Source organism: Picosynechococcus sp. PCC 73109, from assembly GCF_001521855.1.
Taxonomy (GTDB): Bacteria; Cyanobacteriota; Cyanobacteriia; order Cyanobacteriales; family MRBY01; genus MRBY01.
Genome location: NZ_CP013998.1, coordinates 594,082 through 609,211, shown reverse-complemented (window position 1 = coordinate 609,211; position 15,130 = coordinate 594,082). Strand labels below are relative to the sequence as shown.

Genomic DNA, 15,130 nt, shown 5'->3' with positions numbered 1-15,130 from the left:
GAACCCGATCTGCATTGCCGAAAATTTAAGCAAACAAGAGCCAGGTGAAGCCGAGAAAATAAAGCTTAGGAAATCCCCGCATGACCCATCGCAAGGCCTGCCACCAGCATCCCCAACACCAAAAAAGGCTGGGCACTGGCTTGGTATTTCACATCATTTTTCAGGGGATCCCGCAGGAAATACATATCTTGGAAGGTAATTTGGGGAATCACAAGCAGCAAGAGAATCGTGGCATATAACTGTTCGTGGATACTGACCAGGTAACCCGCAATGCCCACCTGAAAAATATCAATCATCAGCACACAAATCCAAGCTGCAGTTCCGACTCCAAACATGACCGGGAGAGATTTTAAACCCAGTTGGCGATCGCCTTCGACGCTCTTGAAATCATTCACAACGGCGATCCCTAGACCCGCAAAACTATAGATCAAGGTCACCACCATCACCGTCGGCGTCAACGTCCCAAACAGCGCGTGGCCAGCCCACCAAGGCAGCGCAATATAACTCGCTCCCAAGGCATAGTTCCCAAGCCAACCATTTTGTTTCAGCTTCAGCGGCGGCGCAGAATAAATGTAAGCAATGAAGCAGCCCACCACCGTTAAGACCAACATCACGGGGAAATCATGGCCCGCCCAACGGTCGAGGAGATAGCTCAAACCGATGCCAGAACCCAGGAGTCCGAGAATTTGCGTCACTACCTGGGGTACAGAAATTGCCCCCGAAGGAATAGGACGGTAGGGTTCATTGATCGCATCAATCTCCCGGTCATAGAAATCATTAAGGGTTTGGGTATAGCCCGTGAGTAAAGGCCCTGACAACAACATACAGGTCATGGCCTTGAGAAAATCTTCGACTCCCCACACATAGCCACCGGAGGATGCTGCCCCGCAAACAACCCCCCAGATCAGCGGAATCCAGGTGATGGGTTTCATCAATTGCAGGCGAATTTTCCAGATGGAGGTTTCCCCCCCAGCGGCGCCTTTCATGCCGAGGAGTTGGCGAGCCTTAGAACCCTGTTCCTCTGGGGCTGTGGCTGGTTTTGTGTCTGGATTAGGCGTTTCTGTCATGGCGTCTGGATTGGAATATTTTGTACAGAAAAAGAGCGTAAAGGAAAACCACTCGTCATTGGGCATATTACGCCGCAAGGGGTTTATTTTAACCTAGTCCCCGGTGGGATTTTGCCAATGGGTGAGCCTTGGCTCAAAAAGCTCAAAACACCGTTATGCTGAACATGACCGTCTCTAATGAAATTTACGCAAGCAATAACTGATGCAAGATACTGTGATTGTGCCCCTGGATGTGCCGGATCTCCCTGCGGCGATCGCCTTAGTCGAGAGCTTACCGGAGGTCACTTTCTGGAAAGTGGGCCTAGAATTATTTGTCGCCACTGGGCCGGATATTTTGCGCTACCTCAAAGACCAGGGCAAACGCATTTTTCTTGATCTCAAATTCCACGACATTCCCAATACCGTTGCTGGTGCCTGCCGTTCGGCGCGGGCCTATGAAGTAGATCTTCTGACTATCCACGGTGCTGCCGGGGCGATCGCCTTAACGGCGGCCAAAGAAGCCCTCGGAGATTCTCCGACTAAACTAATTGCGATTACCGTCCTCACCAGCATTAGTCCAGACCAGTTGCGGGACGATTTGCAAGTGGATCTGCCCCTCGATGCCTTTGCCCAACACATGGCCAACCTGGCCCAAGGCGCTGGGTTAGATGGGGCGGTGTGTTCCCCCCAGGAAGTGGCGATGCTGCGGCAATGTTGCGGTCAAGATTTCACCTTAGTTTGTCCAGGGGTGCGGCCCACCTGGGCTCAATCAGGGGATCAACAGCGGGTCATGACTCCCCAGGCGGCGCTCCAACAGGGAGCAAATCACCTCGTCATTGGCCGACCGATCACCCAGGCCGCAGATCCCCAAGCGGCTTGGCAGAAAATTCAAGCAGAGTTGGCGATCGCCTAAATCATTCACCCCAGCAAATCCAGAGACGGAAGACTAAAGATACAATGGCTTAAGTATTCCTGCTTACATTTAGGATTGATTTCACACTAATTACCTATGGTTAGCTTATCGGCAGTCAAAACCTCCATTGAAACCCATCTTTCCGGAGCCCAAGTGTTCGTGAAAGATCTCACCGGTGGCGGCGATCACCTAGAGGCCATCGTCGTTTCCCCCGACTTTGCAGGTCAATCCCGGGTACGCCAACACCAAATGGTCTATGCTGCCCTCAAGGAGGATTTAGCCTCAGAAGCGATCCATGCTTTAGCCCTGCGGACTTTCACCCCGGAGAAATGGGCAGAAGTGGGTCAACCCACTTAAACGGTCGGGGAAACAATGTTTTCCTGAACCCTTGTCAACCCATACTATGAGGAAAAATAGATGTCTTTAACCCCTGAAACCCGCGAAAAAATCGACCAATTGGTCAACAGCAGCAAAATTTTTGTGTTCATGAAGGGCAGTAAGCTAATGCCCCAATGTGGCTTTTCTAACAACGTTGTGCAAATTTTTAACAGTCTCGGCGTTGAATACCAGACCTTTGATGTCCTAGAAGACTACGATGTGCGCCAAGGCATTAAGGAATATTCCAACTGGCCGACGATTCCCCAGGTCTATGTCAATGGAGAATTTGTTGGTGGTTCCGACATCATGATCGAGCTTTACAACTCGAAGGAACTCCATGAGATGCTTGAGGTCGCCCTCGCGTCCTAAGGCGATCGCCTGTTCGAAAACGAAAAATAACTTTGGGAAACAGCGCCACATACCTGTGAAGTCAGAGGCTGTTTCCCTACATTCTGGCCGTCTTAGATAGGCCAAAAATCCCCAGGTTATGCTTAGCCCCGATCTCTATAAGCGCCTACTACGAGGGGAGAAGCTTGCTGCCGAGCTCCCCCCGCTACGTGCCGGTCACCGCCGTTACATCACCGTTTCTGGTGTCAAAAGTATACCTACCAAGCATCCCAACTTTAATAGGGTTCCCTGGCTTTTTCGAGTCAGTGGCTACGAATTACGAGAAGAGCTGCTTGATGAGCATCCTGGCCTAGAAAGTCTTCGGGATTTCCAGAGTGAAGTGGTTGGGGAGGATCACCTTGAAGCAACGGTTGAACGCCTTGCCGGTCAGGCCGTGACCCCACAATCTGCTTCCATTGTCGATGCTCCCTGGTAAAAACAACGCCCCAGGGACAAAAATTCCCTTGCCCCGACGGCAGCCTTAGTAATAGAAATCTGTTTCCGTTTGGGTTTGGGGGTAGGCCATCTCAAAATTGGATGGATCCCGCAGAAAACGAAAAACTTCTTCTTCTAAGCGGTGAATCTTGTACACTTCAAGGGCTCCCGTGTGGTGAAGACAGGCAATATAACCGTCCATGTATTGACGAATATCTTCATAGCGGTTGCCTCTGCGCCACAGTTCTACCATGGCGTCCGTTAAGCGTTGATAGTAGCGGATGGTGAGACTGTCTTGGAGCATAGTCACGGAAGATTAAAAAAACAGTAGATGAGTTTGGGTACAGAGGGAAACGGTTATCGTGTCACCTGATACCTGTTTCTCTTGGCCCTATTTTAGCGATTTTTGTGAATTGGCGCTGATTTTTTTCCCTTTTAAAGGAGATCTCGGCTCTTCGCACAACAACAAAAATCCCCTTCAAATACCCTAATTGCCGATAATTTTTCTTAAAACAATATTAAGTTTTACCAACAAAAAAATAAAAGTATTTCCCAAAATTAATTTTTACACCACGGGGGCGATCGCCGTTATTTTTTCGCTGAACAACACCAGTAAAAAAGCATGGTTGCCCATGCTAAGTTTTTTGCCATCAATTTTTTGTTTTTAAAGCCATTTCTTTGTCGGCCAGAGAGCCAATCCCGACTATTGGGGATGAATCTCAGAATAGGTCGTTGGCAGCGGGGCGATCGCCGTTGGTACTTTTTGGGCCACACACTCCAACGAAAAAGATTTTTCGAGCAATACCAGATCCGTTGTGGGTTCCCAACTGTCTTCAAAAATAGGGAGTGCAAAGGGACAGCTTGTCCAGTCCCCTGCCGCAAACGTTTCGAAGCGTTTACAGATGCCGCCACGACGCCCTTCAGCCTGAAAACAACGACAATGCTTACAAGTGGAGACTGAGCAACTTTGCGGTTTCATAAACGCTCCCCTAGGGATCCCATGTCATAAAAATTTTATTTATGTTTTCATTATGTGACTGTTACCCAGATCACCAGATCCCCTGAAGCTTAATCCCTGCCCTTGATTAACCCGGATCAAGGCACAATTAAAGTTTGTTTTTTTTTATATTTGATGTTTCAACTTCTTAACAGTAATTTTAAATAGGTATATGTGCCTGTAACCCCCTAAGATATGGCAAAAACGCAATCAATTCACTATGGGGATCATTTAACAATCAAGATGTTTTTTCTCTGTATTTCCCCAGAAAAATAAAATAAGCCAGTGATTACGTCCAAAAAACCTTGGCGATCGCCATATTTTTACCGAACATTTCAGAATTCCCACAGGTCGGCAGTCGCGATTCTGGCACTTTGCTTTATTCCCTGCAAAAAGTGAGTTAGGGATCATCCTCAAGGGGAGCATTTTCTGGCTCGGTAGAAGTTTCCGGGGCCGAAGATTCGGGAGGAAGGCCCAAACCTAAGGGTTGTTGTTCCTGCCAAACCTGCACAATGCAAAAGCTACAAACCTGCCACCGTTGTAGTTCCCCAGGGGGCGTCGCTCTTTGGCAACGGGGACAGGCAGGTAACCCAGCGAAGAGTTGCTTTTGGGTTTCGGCCCAGTGGCGTGCAGCTTCGAGGGGATCTTGATTTGTTTGACGAGCATCCGGGCGCTGGGGTTGGTCTGGACGAGGAGGGATCTGGCTCGGATGGGGGAGATTTGGGTCGGCGGCCAGGGGGGAATAGGCAGGCCGTCGGTGCCAGTGGACGGTAGAAAACCGGAGATCCTTGAGGGGAGGGTTTAGTTGGGCATTGAGCTGGGCCAGCAGGCGGCGGCGCTGGAGATTTAGATGCTGTGACCAGGTGTGATTGGGGGTGGCGACCCACAAAACGTCATCAATGATCCGAATGGGATGACTGTTAGCCAGGCTTTTTTTCGGCAGGATCTTTTGCCAACGCTTATTAACGGCTGTAAAACGTTTTTGGTGCGCCCAGGCGGGTTGGTCAAGCAGATGGTTGAGGAGATGATCAATGGATTGGAATCCCATGGGGCGTCGGAGAATGCAGGGCAAAGGACAGGCAAAGGACAAGGGAAAATGGCGAAAGGGCGATCGCCTTTTGTCTGTGACTACCACATTACCTCTGGGGAGAGAGAACGATAAAATATGGGGCAAGTCTTTGGGGTTTGTTCACGATGGCTCGTTCTTCCCAACGGTCTCGCACCACCGAAAAAGTCCTTGATGTCAAAACACGCATTGCCCAGAGTCATTATGGTCTTTTGGGCCTATCACCGACGGCATCGCCGCTAGAAATCCGCCAACGTTACCGGGAACTTAGCAAGCAGTTTCACCCCGATACGACGGTTTTACCGGAAGCGGAAGCCACGGCAAAGTTTCAACGTCTCAATGAAGCCTACGGCATTTTAAGCAGTCCGGAGCGGCGATCGCTTTACGATTTGCAGATTGGCTTTTCTCGCTACAGTGTGATCCAGCCCTTACAAAATGAGCAGGGAGAGCGTGGTTATTCAAATTCTGCCTATCTAGACCCGACGGATCGGCCCCTCTCGGCGGGGGAAATTTTCGCGCTTTTTATTATGGGTTTAACTTTTGTCGGTTGTGTATTGTTGGCGATCGCCCTAGGGATTAGCCGCCAAGACCTAAATCTAGAGGGATTGTTTTAGGGTTGCAGTGCAGTTGTCACCAAAAAGAAATTGGTAGACTGAACTGTGGCCTTTTGAGCCAAGCCAATCACCCTCTACCAAAACCATGTCCACGATGCCTTCCCTTGATAGCCCCCTCTACAACCATCCCCTCCCCAAAATTGAGCAGTGGCTCCGGGAGATGGGCTGCGAGCAAGATCCCCAAAATCTCCACTGTTGGACAGTCGGCCGCCCTGGTTGGCAAGCAGAAATTCGCCTCGAAATCGAAGAGCTGGCAGTGTCCTACCTCAAAGCGGGGGCTGATGGTTCTGATATTGAGCGTTCGTTTAAATATTCCCTCAGCCGTCGAGATATTGAAGCTGCTGTTTTTTCAGGGCCTTAAGGGTTTCTGGTTGCAAATCCGGGAGAGTAATGATTTCCAGAAAGCCTTCCTGGGCCTGGGGTGGCGCGGCTTCGAGATCGTGGATCATTTTTTCGATAATTTCTGGGGGAACCTGGCGCGATCGCCTTTGGTTACGGGCCAAGCAAATCTCTAGAGGACAAGCTAAATACCAAGCCAGCCAATCCATGGGCGGGCATTTTTCTAAAAAATCTAATCGCCAGGGTTGATGGCAGTTGGTGGCATCATAAATGACAGGTTTTCCCTGGGCGATCGCCTGGTGTAGCCGCCACAGCACAATCGCCTCAATGGTGGGCCAATCCCCTTGAATCCCTGGATCCTCGTACAATTGCGCCCGAATCCCATCGGTAGAAATTAAGCAAGCCTGGGGCATAGTTTGGCGCAACCACTGGGCAAAGGTAGATTTGCCAGAACCAGGGGCACCAATGAGAAAATGCGATGGGGGTTGTGCCGAGGAAAACACAATCAGTTTGAACTCATAGTTTTGCGTAATATCGACGAATCAACGGGGATAGATGAAAACTTTTGCTGAGATGACAATGGGACGCTGGCTCGCCTGCGGGGGCTTGGCACTCTTGATTTTTTTTATGTTTTTGCCGCCGAGTTATTACCTCATGGCCGCCTTCCCTTGGATCTTACTCTGGCAGGGGGGATTCTTACTGTTGGGCCTTGCCCTCTTGGTGATGCTCCGGAAATTTGAGCTGCCTTTTCGTCCCCTAGGCTATGGTTTGGATTGGGGCATTCTCGCGGTGGCGATCGCCTGTGGACTATCCACCGTATTTGCGCCGTTTAAAGGGGTTGCCCTATTTAATCTCGTCACTGTTTCCGGGTATGGCGTTGTCCTCTATGGTCTCCGGAACCTTGGCGGCCTGGGTGTTTGGACTTGGCAAAATCAATGGCGGGGCCTCGTGGGGCTGGGCTTTGGGATCAGTTTCGTGAGCCTGATTGGTTGGTTAATGACCGCTGGCGAGCTAGAACGCAACTCCATTCCCCTGGGCCATCACAACTTTATGGCGGCCTATTTCTGTCTTGTGTTGCCGATGATCTTGAGCTTTGCCCTTGCCCACCGGGGAAAAATGCGGGGTTTACTCTTGGTACTGAGTACTCCCCTGCTTTATCTCCTCTACACTTGCTCCTCCCGGGGGGGATTTGTGGGGTTATTTTTGTGGGCGATCGCCACCATTGCCTTCGTTATTGGCCGCACAAAAGGAAAAAAACGTTTAATCTCCGGCACCATTGCCCTATTTCTGTTGGGGATCATGGTGACAGCGGGGTTACAACACCCCCGGGTGCAGCGGCTGATTCAAATTGATCTCAACGATGGCCTCCCAACGGTGCAGTTTCAGGTGGATGGGGAAACCGAAGACCGCTTGTTTATGTGGCAGGCAGGCTTAAATATTTTGCGAGATCGCCCTTTAACGGGGGTCGGCCCTGGGAATATGTCCCGGGAATATAACCTCTATCGTCCGATCAATGTCGGCTCCGGCGCCGCCCACATCCAACAACTCCACAGCAATCCGATCCAACTCCTGGGAGAACTGGGTTTAATCGGTGGGGTGGCGATCACCTTTTTCTTGGTGCAGCTAATTCGGCTCGGTCATCGTATCCATCACCACACAGATAACCCGAAAATCAAACGGTTGTTCTATGGTTTGGGGGGCGGTTGGTTTGCCTACGCCATGGCGACCCTCACCGATTATCAATTAGAAAATATCCCCATCAGCCTTACCCTAACTTTGACCATTATTTTGCTGCTGAGTGTTGCAGATCAGGTTTTAAACGAAGCCACTCCCCAACCCTTGCCCATTCCCGAACGCCGTTTGTGGAGCTTAGGAAGCCTCGCTGGTTTTCTGGGGGCCTTGTTAGTTGCTGTGCCCTACAGTGCTGGGATGTATCTTTTTTCACGGGGGCAGACCCTCTGGGCCAATGGGCAACCGGAAGCGGCCTTTACCGCAGTGAACCGCGCCTATGCCCTCAATGGCTGGAATGTGAACTATCCCCTCCGCTTGGGCCTGTGGCTGTGGGGAACGCGCCAAGCAACGGATAACCCAGAAAGCAACCAACAAACCACAGAACTGGCGGCGGAATATTTCCTCGATGCCCACTCCCTGATCCCCAACGATTACTATGCCAACGTTAATACAGGGGTTGTGCTGCGGGAATTAGATCCAAGCTTGGCGCAACCATACTTTGAACGGGCCATCCAGTTGTTATCACGGGAGGCAGAACCCACCTATTTTCTCCTCGGTCAAACCTACCTCCAGACCGATCAACGGGAAAAGGCGATCGCCGCCTTTGCGCTCCAGGGCTTAGTCGACCCCAATATCATGACCCTCGGCCAATGGGATCAAGAACCCTTTGCGGCGGTGCGGGTGGAGGCCGTCGAAGCGTCCCTCGCTTTGTACCAAGACCTCCTGGATCGTCTCGATCCCCAGGATCCCTACGTTATCACCCTCCAAGAGCGAATGGCCTGGTTGGCCTGGTGGCATGGTCTGCCGATTCCCCACCGGGATCATCTCAGCCAATTTTCACCAATGGTGCAAGCGTTGATTTTAGGCGATCGCCAACCCGAACAAGCCTTGGAAATCATCGACCAACAAATTACCCAAAACCCAGACAATAATACCCGTTGGCTCATTCTCAAGGCCTGGTTTCAGCCGGACTTTAATCTGAATCTAAACCTCAAACAAGCCGATGCAGAAGACTCCCAAACCTATCTCCTGACCTCCCGCCGTGCCGAAGGGGTGACGCTCCAGGCATGGCTGAAGCAGATTGTCGAACTTGCCAAACCCGTCGGTAGTGAGCGCCTAGCCTCTCGATTGCTTTACCGTAGTGAGGATTTTGAAGCGGTGGATACGGTGTTGCGTCCCGATGATCTCCAGACGTTTCGTCTCCTGTCACTGTTGGGGCTGGGAAGTGGTTATCCCCGCACGTTCCCGGTTTTAGATCAGCTGATCAACGATGTCCGTACCGAGGCGTTGGGCCTGCCTCACCCCACTGAAAACGATTTCCAACTCAGGGAACAATAGATTTCACGGTCAACATTTAAGCGCAATTTAAAAATTTCATGGGTAATGCATCAAAAACTTGGCTGTTGGGCCTTGATCGCCAGATCTGGATCCTCGCAGCAGGCCGACTCCTTTCCCAGATTGGCACCGGGTTCACTGCCTTTTATGCGCCGATCTTTTTCGTAAATCAAGTGGGCCTATCAGCGACCCAGGTGGGCCTCGCGTTAGGGAGTGCCTCGGTTTCGGGGGTTGTGGGCCGTTTTTTAGGGGGAACAGGGGCGGATAATCCAGCCTGGGGACGCAAAAAAACGCTGCTGGCCGCCGCAGGAGTTTCAGCGATCGCCGATGTGGCTTTGGCAACGGCAGATACGTTTTGGCTGTTGGTGTTGGGAAATTTGTTAATGGGCTTGGGGATCGGTCTGTATTGGCCCGCCACAGAAACGGTGGTGGCAGATTTAACCAGCGGTAGTCAGCGCAATGAAGCCTTTGCCTTGGTGCGCCTGGCGGACAACATTGGCCTCGGTACAGGGGTGATGCTGGGGGGCTTGATCATTGCGACGATTCAAAATTATCGTTTGCTGTTTGTCCTCGATGGCGTCAGTTTTGTGGTGTTTTTTGGGGTGATCTGGGTGGCGATCGCCGAAACCTACCAAAGCCACGAGGATGTTAAAGCTGAAGGTAATAGCTGGTTAACGGCCCTCCAGGATCAACGGCTGGTAATTTACATGGCCGTCAATGTGATGTTTACGCTGTATATCGCCCAGATCCAAAGTACAGCGCCCTTATACCTCACGAATTTTATTGAATTTTCGCCCCAGGTGATTAGTGGCCTGTTTGCCTGGCATATCGTGTTTGCTTCCGTCTGTCAGTTGCCCATTGCCCGGCGTTTAAATGGCTTAAGCCGACCCCATGCCCTGATGGTTTCTCTGCTGTTGTGGGGAATAGGCTTTACGGTGATGTGGGGGGCTGGCATGGGCGCGATTCCGGCATTGGTGGGAGCGATCGCCAGTCTGGGGATTTTAGCCCTAGCCACCGATGCCTATACCCCAGCCGCTTCTGCTTTAGTGGTTGATCTCGCCCCAGCCTCCCAACGGGGTGTTTACTTGGCGCTCAATTCCCAATGTTGGGCGATTGGTTATTTAATTGGGCCACCGATCGGCGGTTGGGCCTTGGATCAGGTGCCGGCGATCGCCCATGGATTTTGGCTGGCGGGGGCAGTGAGTATTGTCCCTTGTCTGTTAACCTTGCGGTACCTCGAAACCCTCATCACCCACAAAAAAACGGAGGGTTAACTCCGTTCAATGGTCAATTATTTCCTATAAATTCACTAAGTCTGAGAAACAAAACTTTCTTCTTCTCCCTGGTGGGTGGTTTTAACCCACTTGAGCCGTTTGGGGCGCACCGACATCCGGGCCGTAGTCAGTGGCATCACGACCATCCAGTGGAGCATATAAACCATCGTCAGACCACAGGCCGTAAAAATTTTCGTGACCTTCGCCCAAGTCCAGGGCAACTCGCGATAGACACGCATATTTCCCTGCACCATTGCCCAGAGGGAAAGGCCGAGGGCGAGGGTCGTCATCGGCATCAGGACGGGTAAATGGCCCTTCAGTACCGCAAAAATAAAGTCGGGAATCGCCGCAGTGGGGAGCAAATATTGCATCAAAATAAAGGAAAAGAGATCGACTTTTTTACCAAAGCCGAGGCGCTTATTCGAGAAATATCGCCAATAGTCGAGGTAGCGCTGGTAACCCCCTTCGGCCCAACGGCTGCGCTGGTGCCAGAGGGCGATCGCCTTGGTGACTCCTTCTTCGTTAACAGCGGGATTAAGCAAAAAGCCAATTTTCCAATTGTCCAGGTGAAGGCGGATGGTGAGATCCAAATCATCGGTGATCGTTTCTTCGTTCCAACCACCACATTGATCCAAGGCAGAACGGCGCACAAACTGACCATTACCCCGTAATTCGCCGATGCCCCCCAGGGCAATCCGTTGTTGTTGAAAATAACTGTCGAGGATCATTTCTGTGGCTTGACCCTTCGTCCAGAAATTTAGCGGTTCGTTGGCGATCGCCTTCCGGACTTGGATCGCCCCGACATTCTCATCGGCAAAGAGGGGCACCACATGGCGCAAAAATTCCGACGGTACCGTGGCATCGGCATCAAAGACCGCAATAATTTCGCCCTGGGTTTGGGCTAGAACTTGGTTGAGGGCACCTGACTTCCCACCACCGGCATTGGGAGAGCGATGCACCACCTTTAACTGGGGATACTCCAGGGCCAATTGATCGAGGATCTGGGGCGTTTTGTCGGTGCTGGCATCATCAATTAACCAGACCTCACATTTCGCCGTCGGGTAATCCAATTGGCAGAGATTTTTTACTAAACGCCCAATCACTGCCTCTTCGTTCTTCGCCGAGACAATGAGGGAAACGATGGGTGCAGTGGTTAAATCCTCGTCAGCTAGGGGTTGGGGTTGGGGATCAGGCTGGGCGCTAACCAAACGGATGGCCTGAACCAAAAGCAGACCCGTAGCCCCCAAAACCGCCGTTGACCCCCAGCTCACACTGTGCAGGACAAAGGCGATCGCCCAGATGAAACTAAGCATAAAGGCTGACTTTTTGCGACGCCCCCCTAATCCCTGGAAAAAATCACTCCGAAATTCCGCTTCGGCCACCTCTGGATCAGTCAGTTCATCTAAAAAAGCCCCAAGGGGATCGTGATTGTCATCGGTTTGCCAGGGTTGATTTGCCATGCGGAGATTCTCCTCTTCCAAAAAGTGCGGTTCGGGGGCTGGGGATAATTGCGTTTGCCGCTCGACATTCATGATAATCGATAGGCCTGCCCCCTTGGGGAACGGTTCTCAAGGGACTGTGTGACCATCGCTACGGAGTTGGCGCAGTGAAGGTTACTCCTTCGTAAATGTCCGTGAGGGGGGCATCAAGATCAAAGGATTCTAAATGGGCGATCGCCTCAAGCCCTTCGTAAATTTGTACTGTCCAGATGTCTTGGGTCTGTCGGCGAAAACATTGCACAAAGGGGCTTTCTGTGCCAACGAGTAGATATTCTTCTAGGCTGGGCAGGGTGCGATAGTACAAAAATTTAGCGGTTTGATCGAAATTTTTTGTCGAGGGAGAAAGCACTTCGATGATCAGTTTCGGAAAGTTGAGATAAGTCTGGGCCGGATCATCGCGGCGATCGCAGGTTACAAGGACATCTGGATAAAAAAAGCGTTGCTGATTTGTGACATTTACTTTCATGTCAGACATATACGTCAGACAGCCAGAGCCTTTCAGATGATTTCTCAACAACATAGCACAGTTCAAACTAATCAAATTGTGGTTTCCTGTGCCGCCAGCCATGGCATACAGCTCACCATCGACATATTCATGGCGGATATCACTGGTCGCTTCAAAGGCGAGATATTCCTCTGGGGTTAGGTGTGTATGGTCACTGAGAGCAATCATAATTTTCTGTGATGAGCGTTTACCTAAAGCTTTTTCATCGGGGCCACCCGGGGATCAATGATTTTTTTACCGAGATTCGGAAACTGGATCGCTAGGTTGGTCTTTTTGTCATCCCCAAAGATTTTGATCACTTCTCCTTCCCCAAAAACATTGTGATGGACGCGATCGCCAATGTCCCATTTTTGTTGGGCCACTTCGGTACGAGCCGCCTGCCGTTCCCGTCTTTTCTGGGAGCGCTGCTTCTGGCTAATGGACATCATTTTGGGTTCCTGCTTCGGGGGCATTGGGGCTGGCGATCGCCCATTGGAAGTTACCAACTCCTGGGGGAGTTCTGCGAGAAATTGCGAGGCAACGGCAGGTTCTCGATAACCCCACATATACCGCTCCCTGGTATAGCTGAGGAATAATTGCTCTTGAGCGCGGGTCAGGCCCACGTAACACAACCGTCGTTCTTCTTCTAAAGCAACGGGATCATTTAAGGAGCGGGTATGGGGAAATAGCCCCTGCTCTAGCCCCACCAAAAAGACCACCGGAAATTCCAAACCCTTGGCCGAATGAAGTGTCATCAAAGAAACTTGCTGGGACTCATCATTGAGGTTATCGAGATCCGAAGCAAGGGACGCATTTTCCAAAAAGCCATTTAAGCTGCTGTCTTCGTTTTCGTCTTGGAATTGCAGCATTGCATTGTAAAGCTCGGAAATATTTTCCACACGACTGTCGGCTTCTTCAGTACCTTGCATTTTTAAATCATCGATATAGCCGGAATTTTCCATCACATAATCGAGGATATCTGCACCGCGCATGGTCGCCATTTTGCCCTGCATTTCCTGGATCAGCCCCGTAAACTCGTTAATTTTCCGAGCCGCCCGCCCGGCAATGGTGGCCACAGAGGTTTCATCGCTGAGGATTTCCCAGAGGGGACAGCCTAATTCTTGGGCGGCGTGGTTAAGTTTATCGACGGTGGTTTTGCCGATGCCCCGCTTGGGAGTATTAATCACCCGCATCAGGCTCAGGGTATCTGCGGGATTGGCGATCGCCTTGAGGTAAGCGAGGGCATCTTTAATCTCTTTGCGGTCATAGAATTTGAAGCCGCCCACCACTTGGTAGGGAATATTGTTACGAATCAGGAGATCTTCAAAGGGACGGGATTGGGCATTGGTGCGGTAGAGGATCGCAAAGTCGCCCCAGTCGAGTTCTGGATTTTTGCGCCGCAGACCGAGGATTTGATTTAAAACAAACCGCGCTTCTTCGTTTTCGTTATCCGCCTTGTGGCAATAAATTTCTTCCCCGGCGCCCCGGGTGGCCTTGAGCACTTTATCGATGCGCTGGCTATTTTGCTCGATCAAGGCATTGGCGGCTTTCAGAATATTTTCCCGGGAGCGGTAATTTTCCTCCAACTTAACCATCGTCTGGGTCTCGTCATCGGGGAGGCGATCGCCAAAATTTTCTTGGAATTCCAGCAAGATTGTGAAGTCCGCCATCCGAAACGAATAAATGGATTGATCCGCATCGCCAACAACAAACAAAGAGCGATTATGCCAACCCAAAGCGGCCTGGTTTGTTTCGCCATTGGTACTGAGTAGCCGAATCAACTCATACTGAATCCGGTTTGTATCCTGATACTCATCCACAAGAATATGGTGAAATTGACTGTGCCAATAGCCGAGGATCGATTCATTTTGTTGGAGCAGCCGCACCGGGATCAGGATTAAATCATCAAAGTCAAGGGAATTATTCGCCGCCAAAGCCGTTTGATAGGCTTCATAAACTTCCGCCACCACTTTGCCTTTGTAACCCCCTTGCTGCCGGGCATAGTCATTGGGGGCAAGGCCGAGGTTTTTGGCGTTACTAATCTGATAGCGGATGGTACGGGGATTAAATTTTTTATCGTCTAGGTTCAGTTGCTGGGTGACAATGCGTTTGATCAATGTCTGGACGTCGCTATCGTCCATGATCGTGAAATTGCGCTGCCAGGTGCGGCCCCGTTCGTCCTGATATTTGTTGATGTCGTACCGGAGAATTCGCGCGCAGAGGCTGTGAAACGTGCCAATCCAAAGCTGCTTAGTGACTTGTTTGTAAACCTGCGATCGCAATTTTTTTTGCTCAAACTCCGGCAGCCCTCCCAAGGGTTTACCATGTCGCAGTTCTGCGAGCTGTTGGGCATAGAGCAGTTCCACCCGTTCTTTCATTTCGCGGGCGGCTTTGTTCGTAAAGGTGACGGCCAGAATATTTTCTGGATCAACACGGTGGTTGCGGATCAAATGGGCAATGCGAAACGTCAAAGCCCTGGTTTTGCCTGAGCCAGCCCCAGCCACCACCAGGAGTGGCCCACAAAAATGTTCAACAGCACGACGTTGGGAGGGGTTGAGTTGGGCTAACAAGTCAGACATGGAAGGTAAGGTTCACAGCACAAGGAGAGACCTTATTTTGACATACTCCCCGG

General features: G+C 51.0%; 16 protein-coding genes. 8 read left to right on the top strand and 8 right to left on the bottom strand.

The annotated features are described in order from the left end of the window. Positions 1–65: 65 nt before the first annotated feature. Positions 66–1,067 (bottom strand): chlorophyll synthase ChlG, encoded by a 1,002-nt coding sequence (gene chlG, locus AWQ23_RS02900; RefSeq protein WP_062436474.1) that lies wholly within the window; start codon positions 1,065–1,067, stop codon positions 66–68. 202 nt (positions 1,068–1,269) lie between these two features. Here chlG and pyrF point away from each other — a divergent pair, with 202 nt between their 5' ends. The 4 genes from pyrF to AWQ23_RS02880 all read left to right on the top strand — a co-directional run bounded on the left by pyrF (position 1,270) and on the right by AWQ23_RS02880 (position 3,160). Further along, positions 1,270–1,959, top strand: coding sequence for an orotidine-5'-phosphate decarboxylase (pyrF, locus tag AWQ23_RS02895; protein WP_062432335.1), 690 nt, complete (start codon positions 1,270–1,272; stop codon positions 1,957–1,959). A 96-nt stretch (positions 1,960–2,055) separates the two neighbouring features. Beyond that, entirely contained in the window at positions 2,056–2,316 is a 261-nt protein-coding gene (locus AWQ23_RS02890; protein ID WP_012306177.1) for a BolA family protein, read from the top strand. Positions 2,317–2,376: 60 nt separating this feature from the next. Beyond that, positions 2,377–2,706 (top strand): Grx4 family monothiol glutaredoxin, encoded by a 330-nt coding sequence (gene grxD, locus AWQ23_RS02885; RefSeq protein WP_012306176.1) that lies wholly within the window; start codon positions 2,377–2,379, stop codon positions 2,704–2,706. 118 nt (positions 2,707–2,824) lie between these two features. Next, positions 2,825–3,160: a hypothetical protein gene (locus tag AWQ23_RS02880; protein ID WP_062432332.1), complete on the top strand. Its 336-nt coding sequence runs from the start codon at positions 2,825–2,827 to the stop codon at positions 3,158–3,160. 45 nt (positions 3,161–3,205) lie between these two features. On the opposite strand, the gene AWQ23_RS02875 is transcribed toward AWQ23_RS02880, so the two are convergent. From AWQ23_RS02875 to AWQ23_RS02865, 3 genes are all read right to left on the bottom strand, one after another. Then, positions 3,206–3,463 (bottom strand): DUF6761 family protein, encoded by a 258-nt coding sequence (locus tag AWQ23_RS02875; protein WP_012306174.1) that lies wholly within the window; start codon positions 3,461–3,463, stop codon positions 3,206–3,208. A 399-nt stretch (positions 3,464–3,862) separates the two neighbouring features. Further along, positions 3,863–4,138, bottom strand: coding sequence for a hypothetical protein (locus tag AWQ23_RS02870; protein ID WP_062432330.1), 276 nt, complete (start codon positions 4,136–4,138; stop codon positions 3,863–3,865). A 418-nt stretch (positions 4,139–4,556) separates the two neighbouring features. Then, positions 4,557–5,291, bottom strand: a complete 735-nt coding sequence (locus AWQ23_RS02865; RefSeq protein ID WP_157072186.1) for a DciA family protein — start codon at positions 5,289–5,291, stop codon at positions 4,557–4,559. Between the two features lie 59 nt (positions 5,292–5,350). Between AWQ23_RS02865 and AWQ23_RS02860 the strand changes: the two genes are divergently transcribed. Both AWQ23_RS02860 and AWQ23_RS02855 read left to right on the top strand, forming a co-directional pair. Continuing rightward, complete coding sequence (locus tag AWQ23_RS02860) at positions 5,351–5,836, top strand: J domain-containing protein (RefSeq protein ID WP_062432325.1); 486 nt, start codon at positions 5,351–5,353, stop codon at positions 5,834–5,836. An 85-nt stretch (positions 5,837–5,921) separates the two neighbouring features. Then, on the top strand, positions 5,922–6,197 hold the full coding sequence (locus AWQ23_RS02855; protein ID WP_030005814.1) for a DUF3143 domain-containing protein: 276 nt from the start codon (positions 5,922–5,924) through the stop codon (positions 6,195–6,197). Here AWQ23_RS02855 and AWQ23_RS02850 read toward each other — a convergent pair. Then, on the bottom strand, positions 6,154–6,678 hold the full coding sequence (locus AWQ23_RS02850; protein WP_062432322.1) for an AAA family ATPase: 525 nt from the start codon (positions 6,676–6,678) through the stop codon (positions 6,154–6,156). The genes AWQ23_RS02855 and AWQ23_RS02850 overlap by 44 nt on opposite strands. Before the next feature lie 52 nt (positions 6,679–6,730). Here AWQ23_RS02850 and AWQ23_RS02845 point away from each other — a divergent pair, with 52 nt between their 5' ends. Further along, positions 6,731–9,244, top strand: a complete 2,514-nt coding sequence (locus tag AWQ23_RS02845) for an O-antigen ligase family protein (RefSeq protein WP_062432319.1) — start codon at positions 6,731–6,733, stop codon at positions 9,242–9,244. A 38-nt stretch (positions 9,245–9,282) separates the two neighbouring features. Next, entirely contained in the window at positions 9,283–10,515 is a 1,233-nt protein-coding gene (locus tag AWQ23_RS02840) for an MFS transporter (protein WP_062432316.1), read from the top strand. 35 nt (positions 10,516–10,550) lie between these two features. Here AWQ23_RS02840 and AWQ23_RS02835 read toward each other — a convergent pair whose 3' ends face one another. The 3 genes from AWQ23_RS02835 to pcrA all read right to left on the bottom strand — a co-directional run bounded on the left by AWQ23_RS02835 (position 10,551) and on the right by pcrA (position 15,077). Next, positions 10,551–11,975, bottom strand: coding sequence for a glycosyltransferase family 2 protein (locus tag AWQ23_RS02835; protein WP_062436472.1), 1,425 nt, complete (start codon positions 11,973–11,975; stop codon positions 10,551–10,553). Positions 11,976–12,105: 130 nt separating this feature from the next. Continuing rightward, on the bottom strand, positions 12,106–12,687 hold the full coding sequence (locus AWQ23_RS02830) for a Uma2 family endonuclease (RefSeq protein ID WP_062432313.1): 582 nt from the start codon (positions 12,685–12,687) through the stop codon (positions 12,106–12,108). Positions 12,688–12,710: 23 nt separating this feature from the next. Beyond that, positions 12,711–15,077 carry a DNA helicase PcrA gene (pcrA, locus tag AWQ23_RS02825; protein WP_062432310.1) on the bottom strand — a complete coding sequence of 789 codons (2,367 nt, stop codon included), beginning with the start codon at positions 15,075–15,077 and terminating at the stop codon, positions 12,711–12,713. Positions 15,078–15,130: the final 53 nt, after the last annotated feature.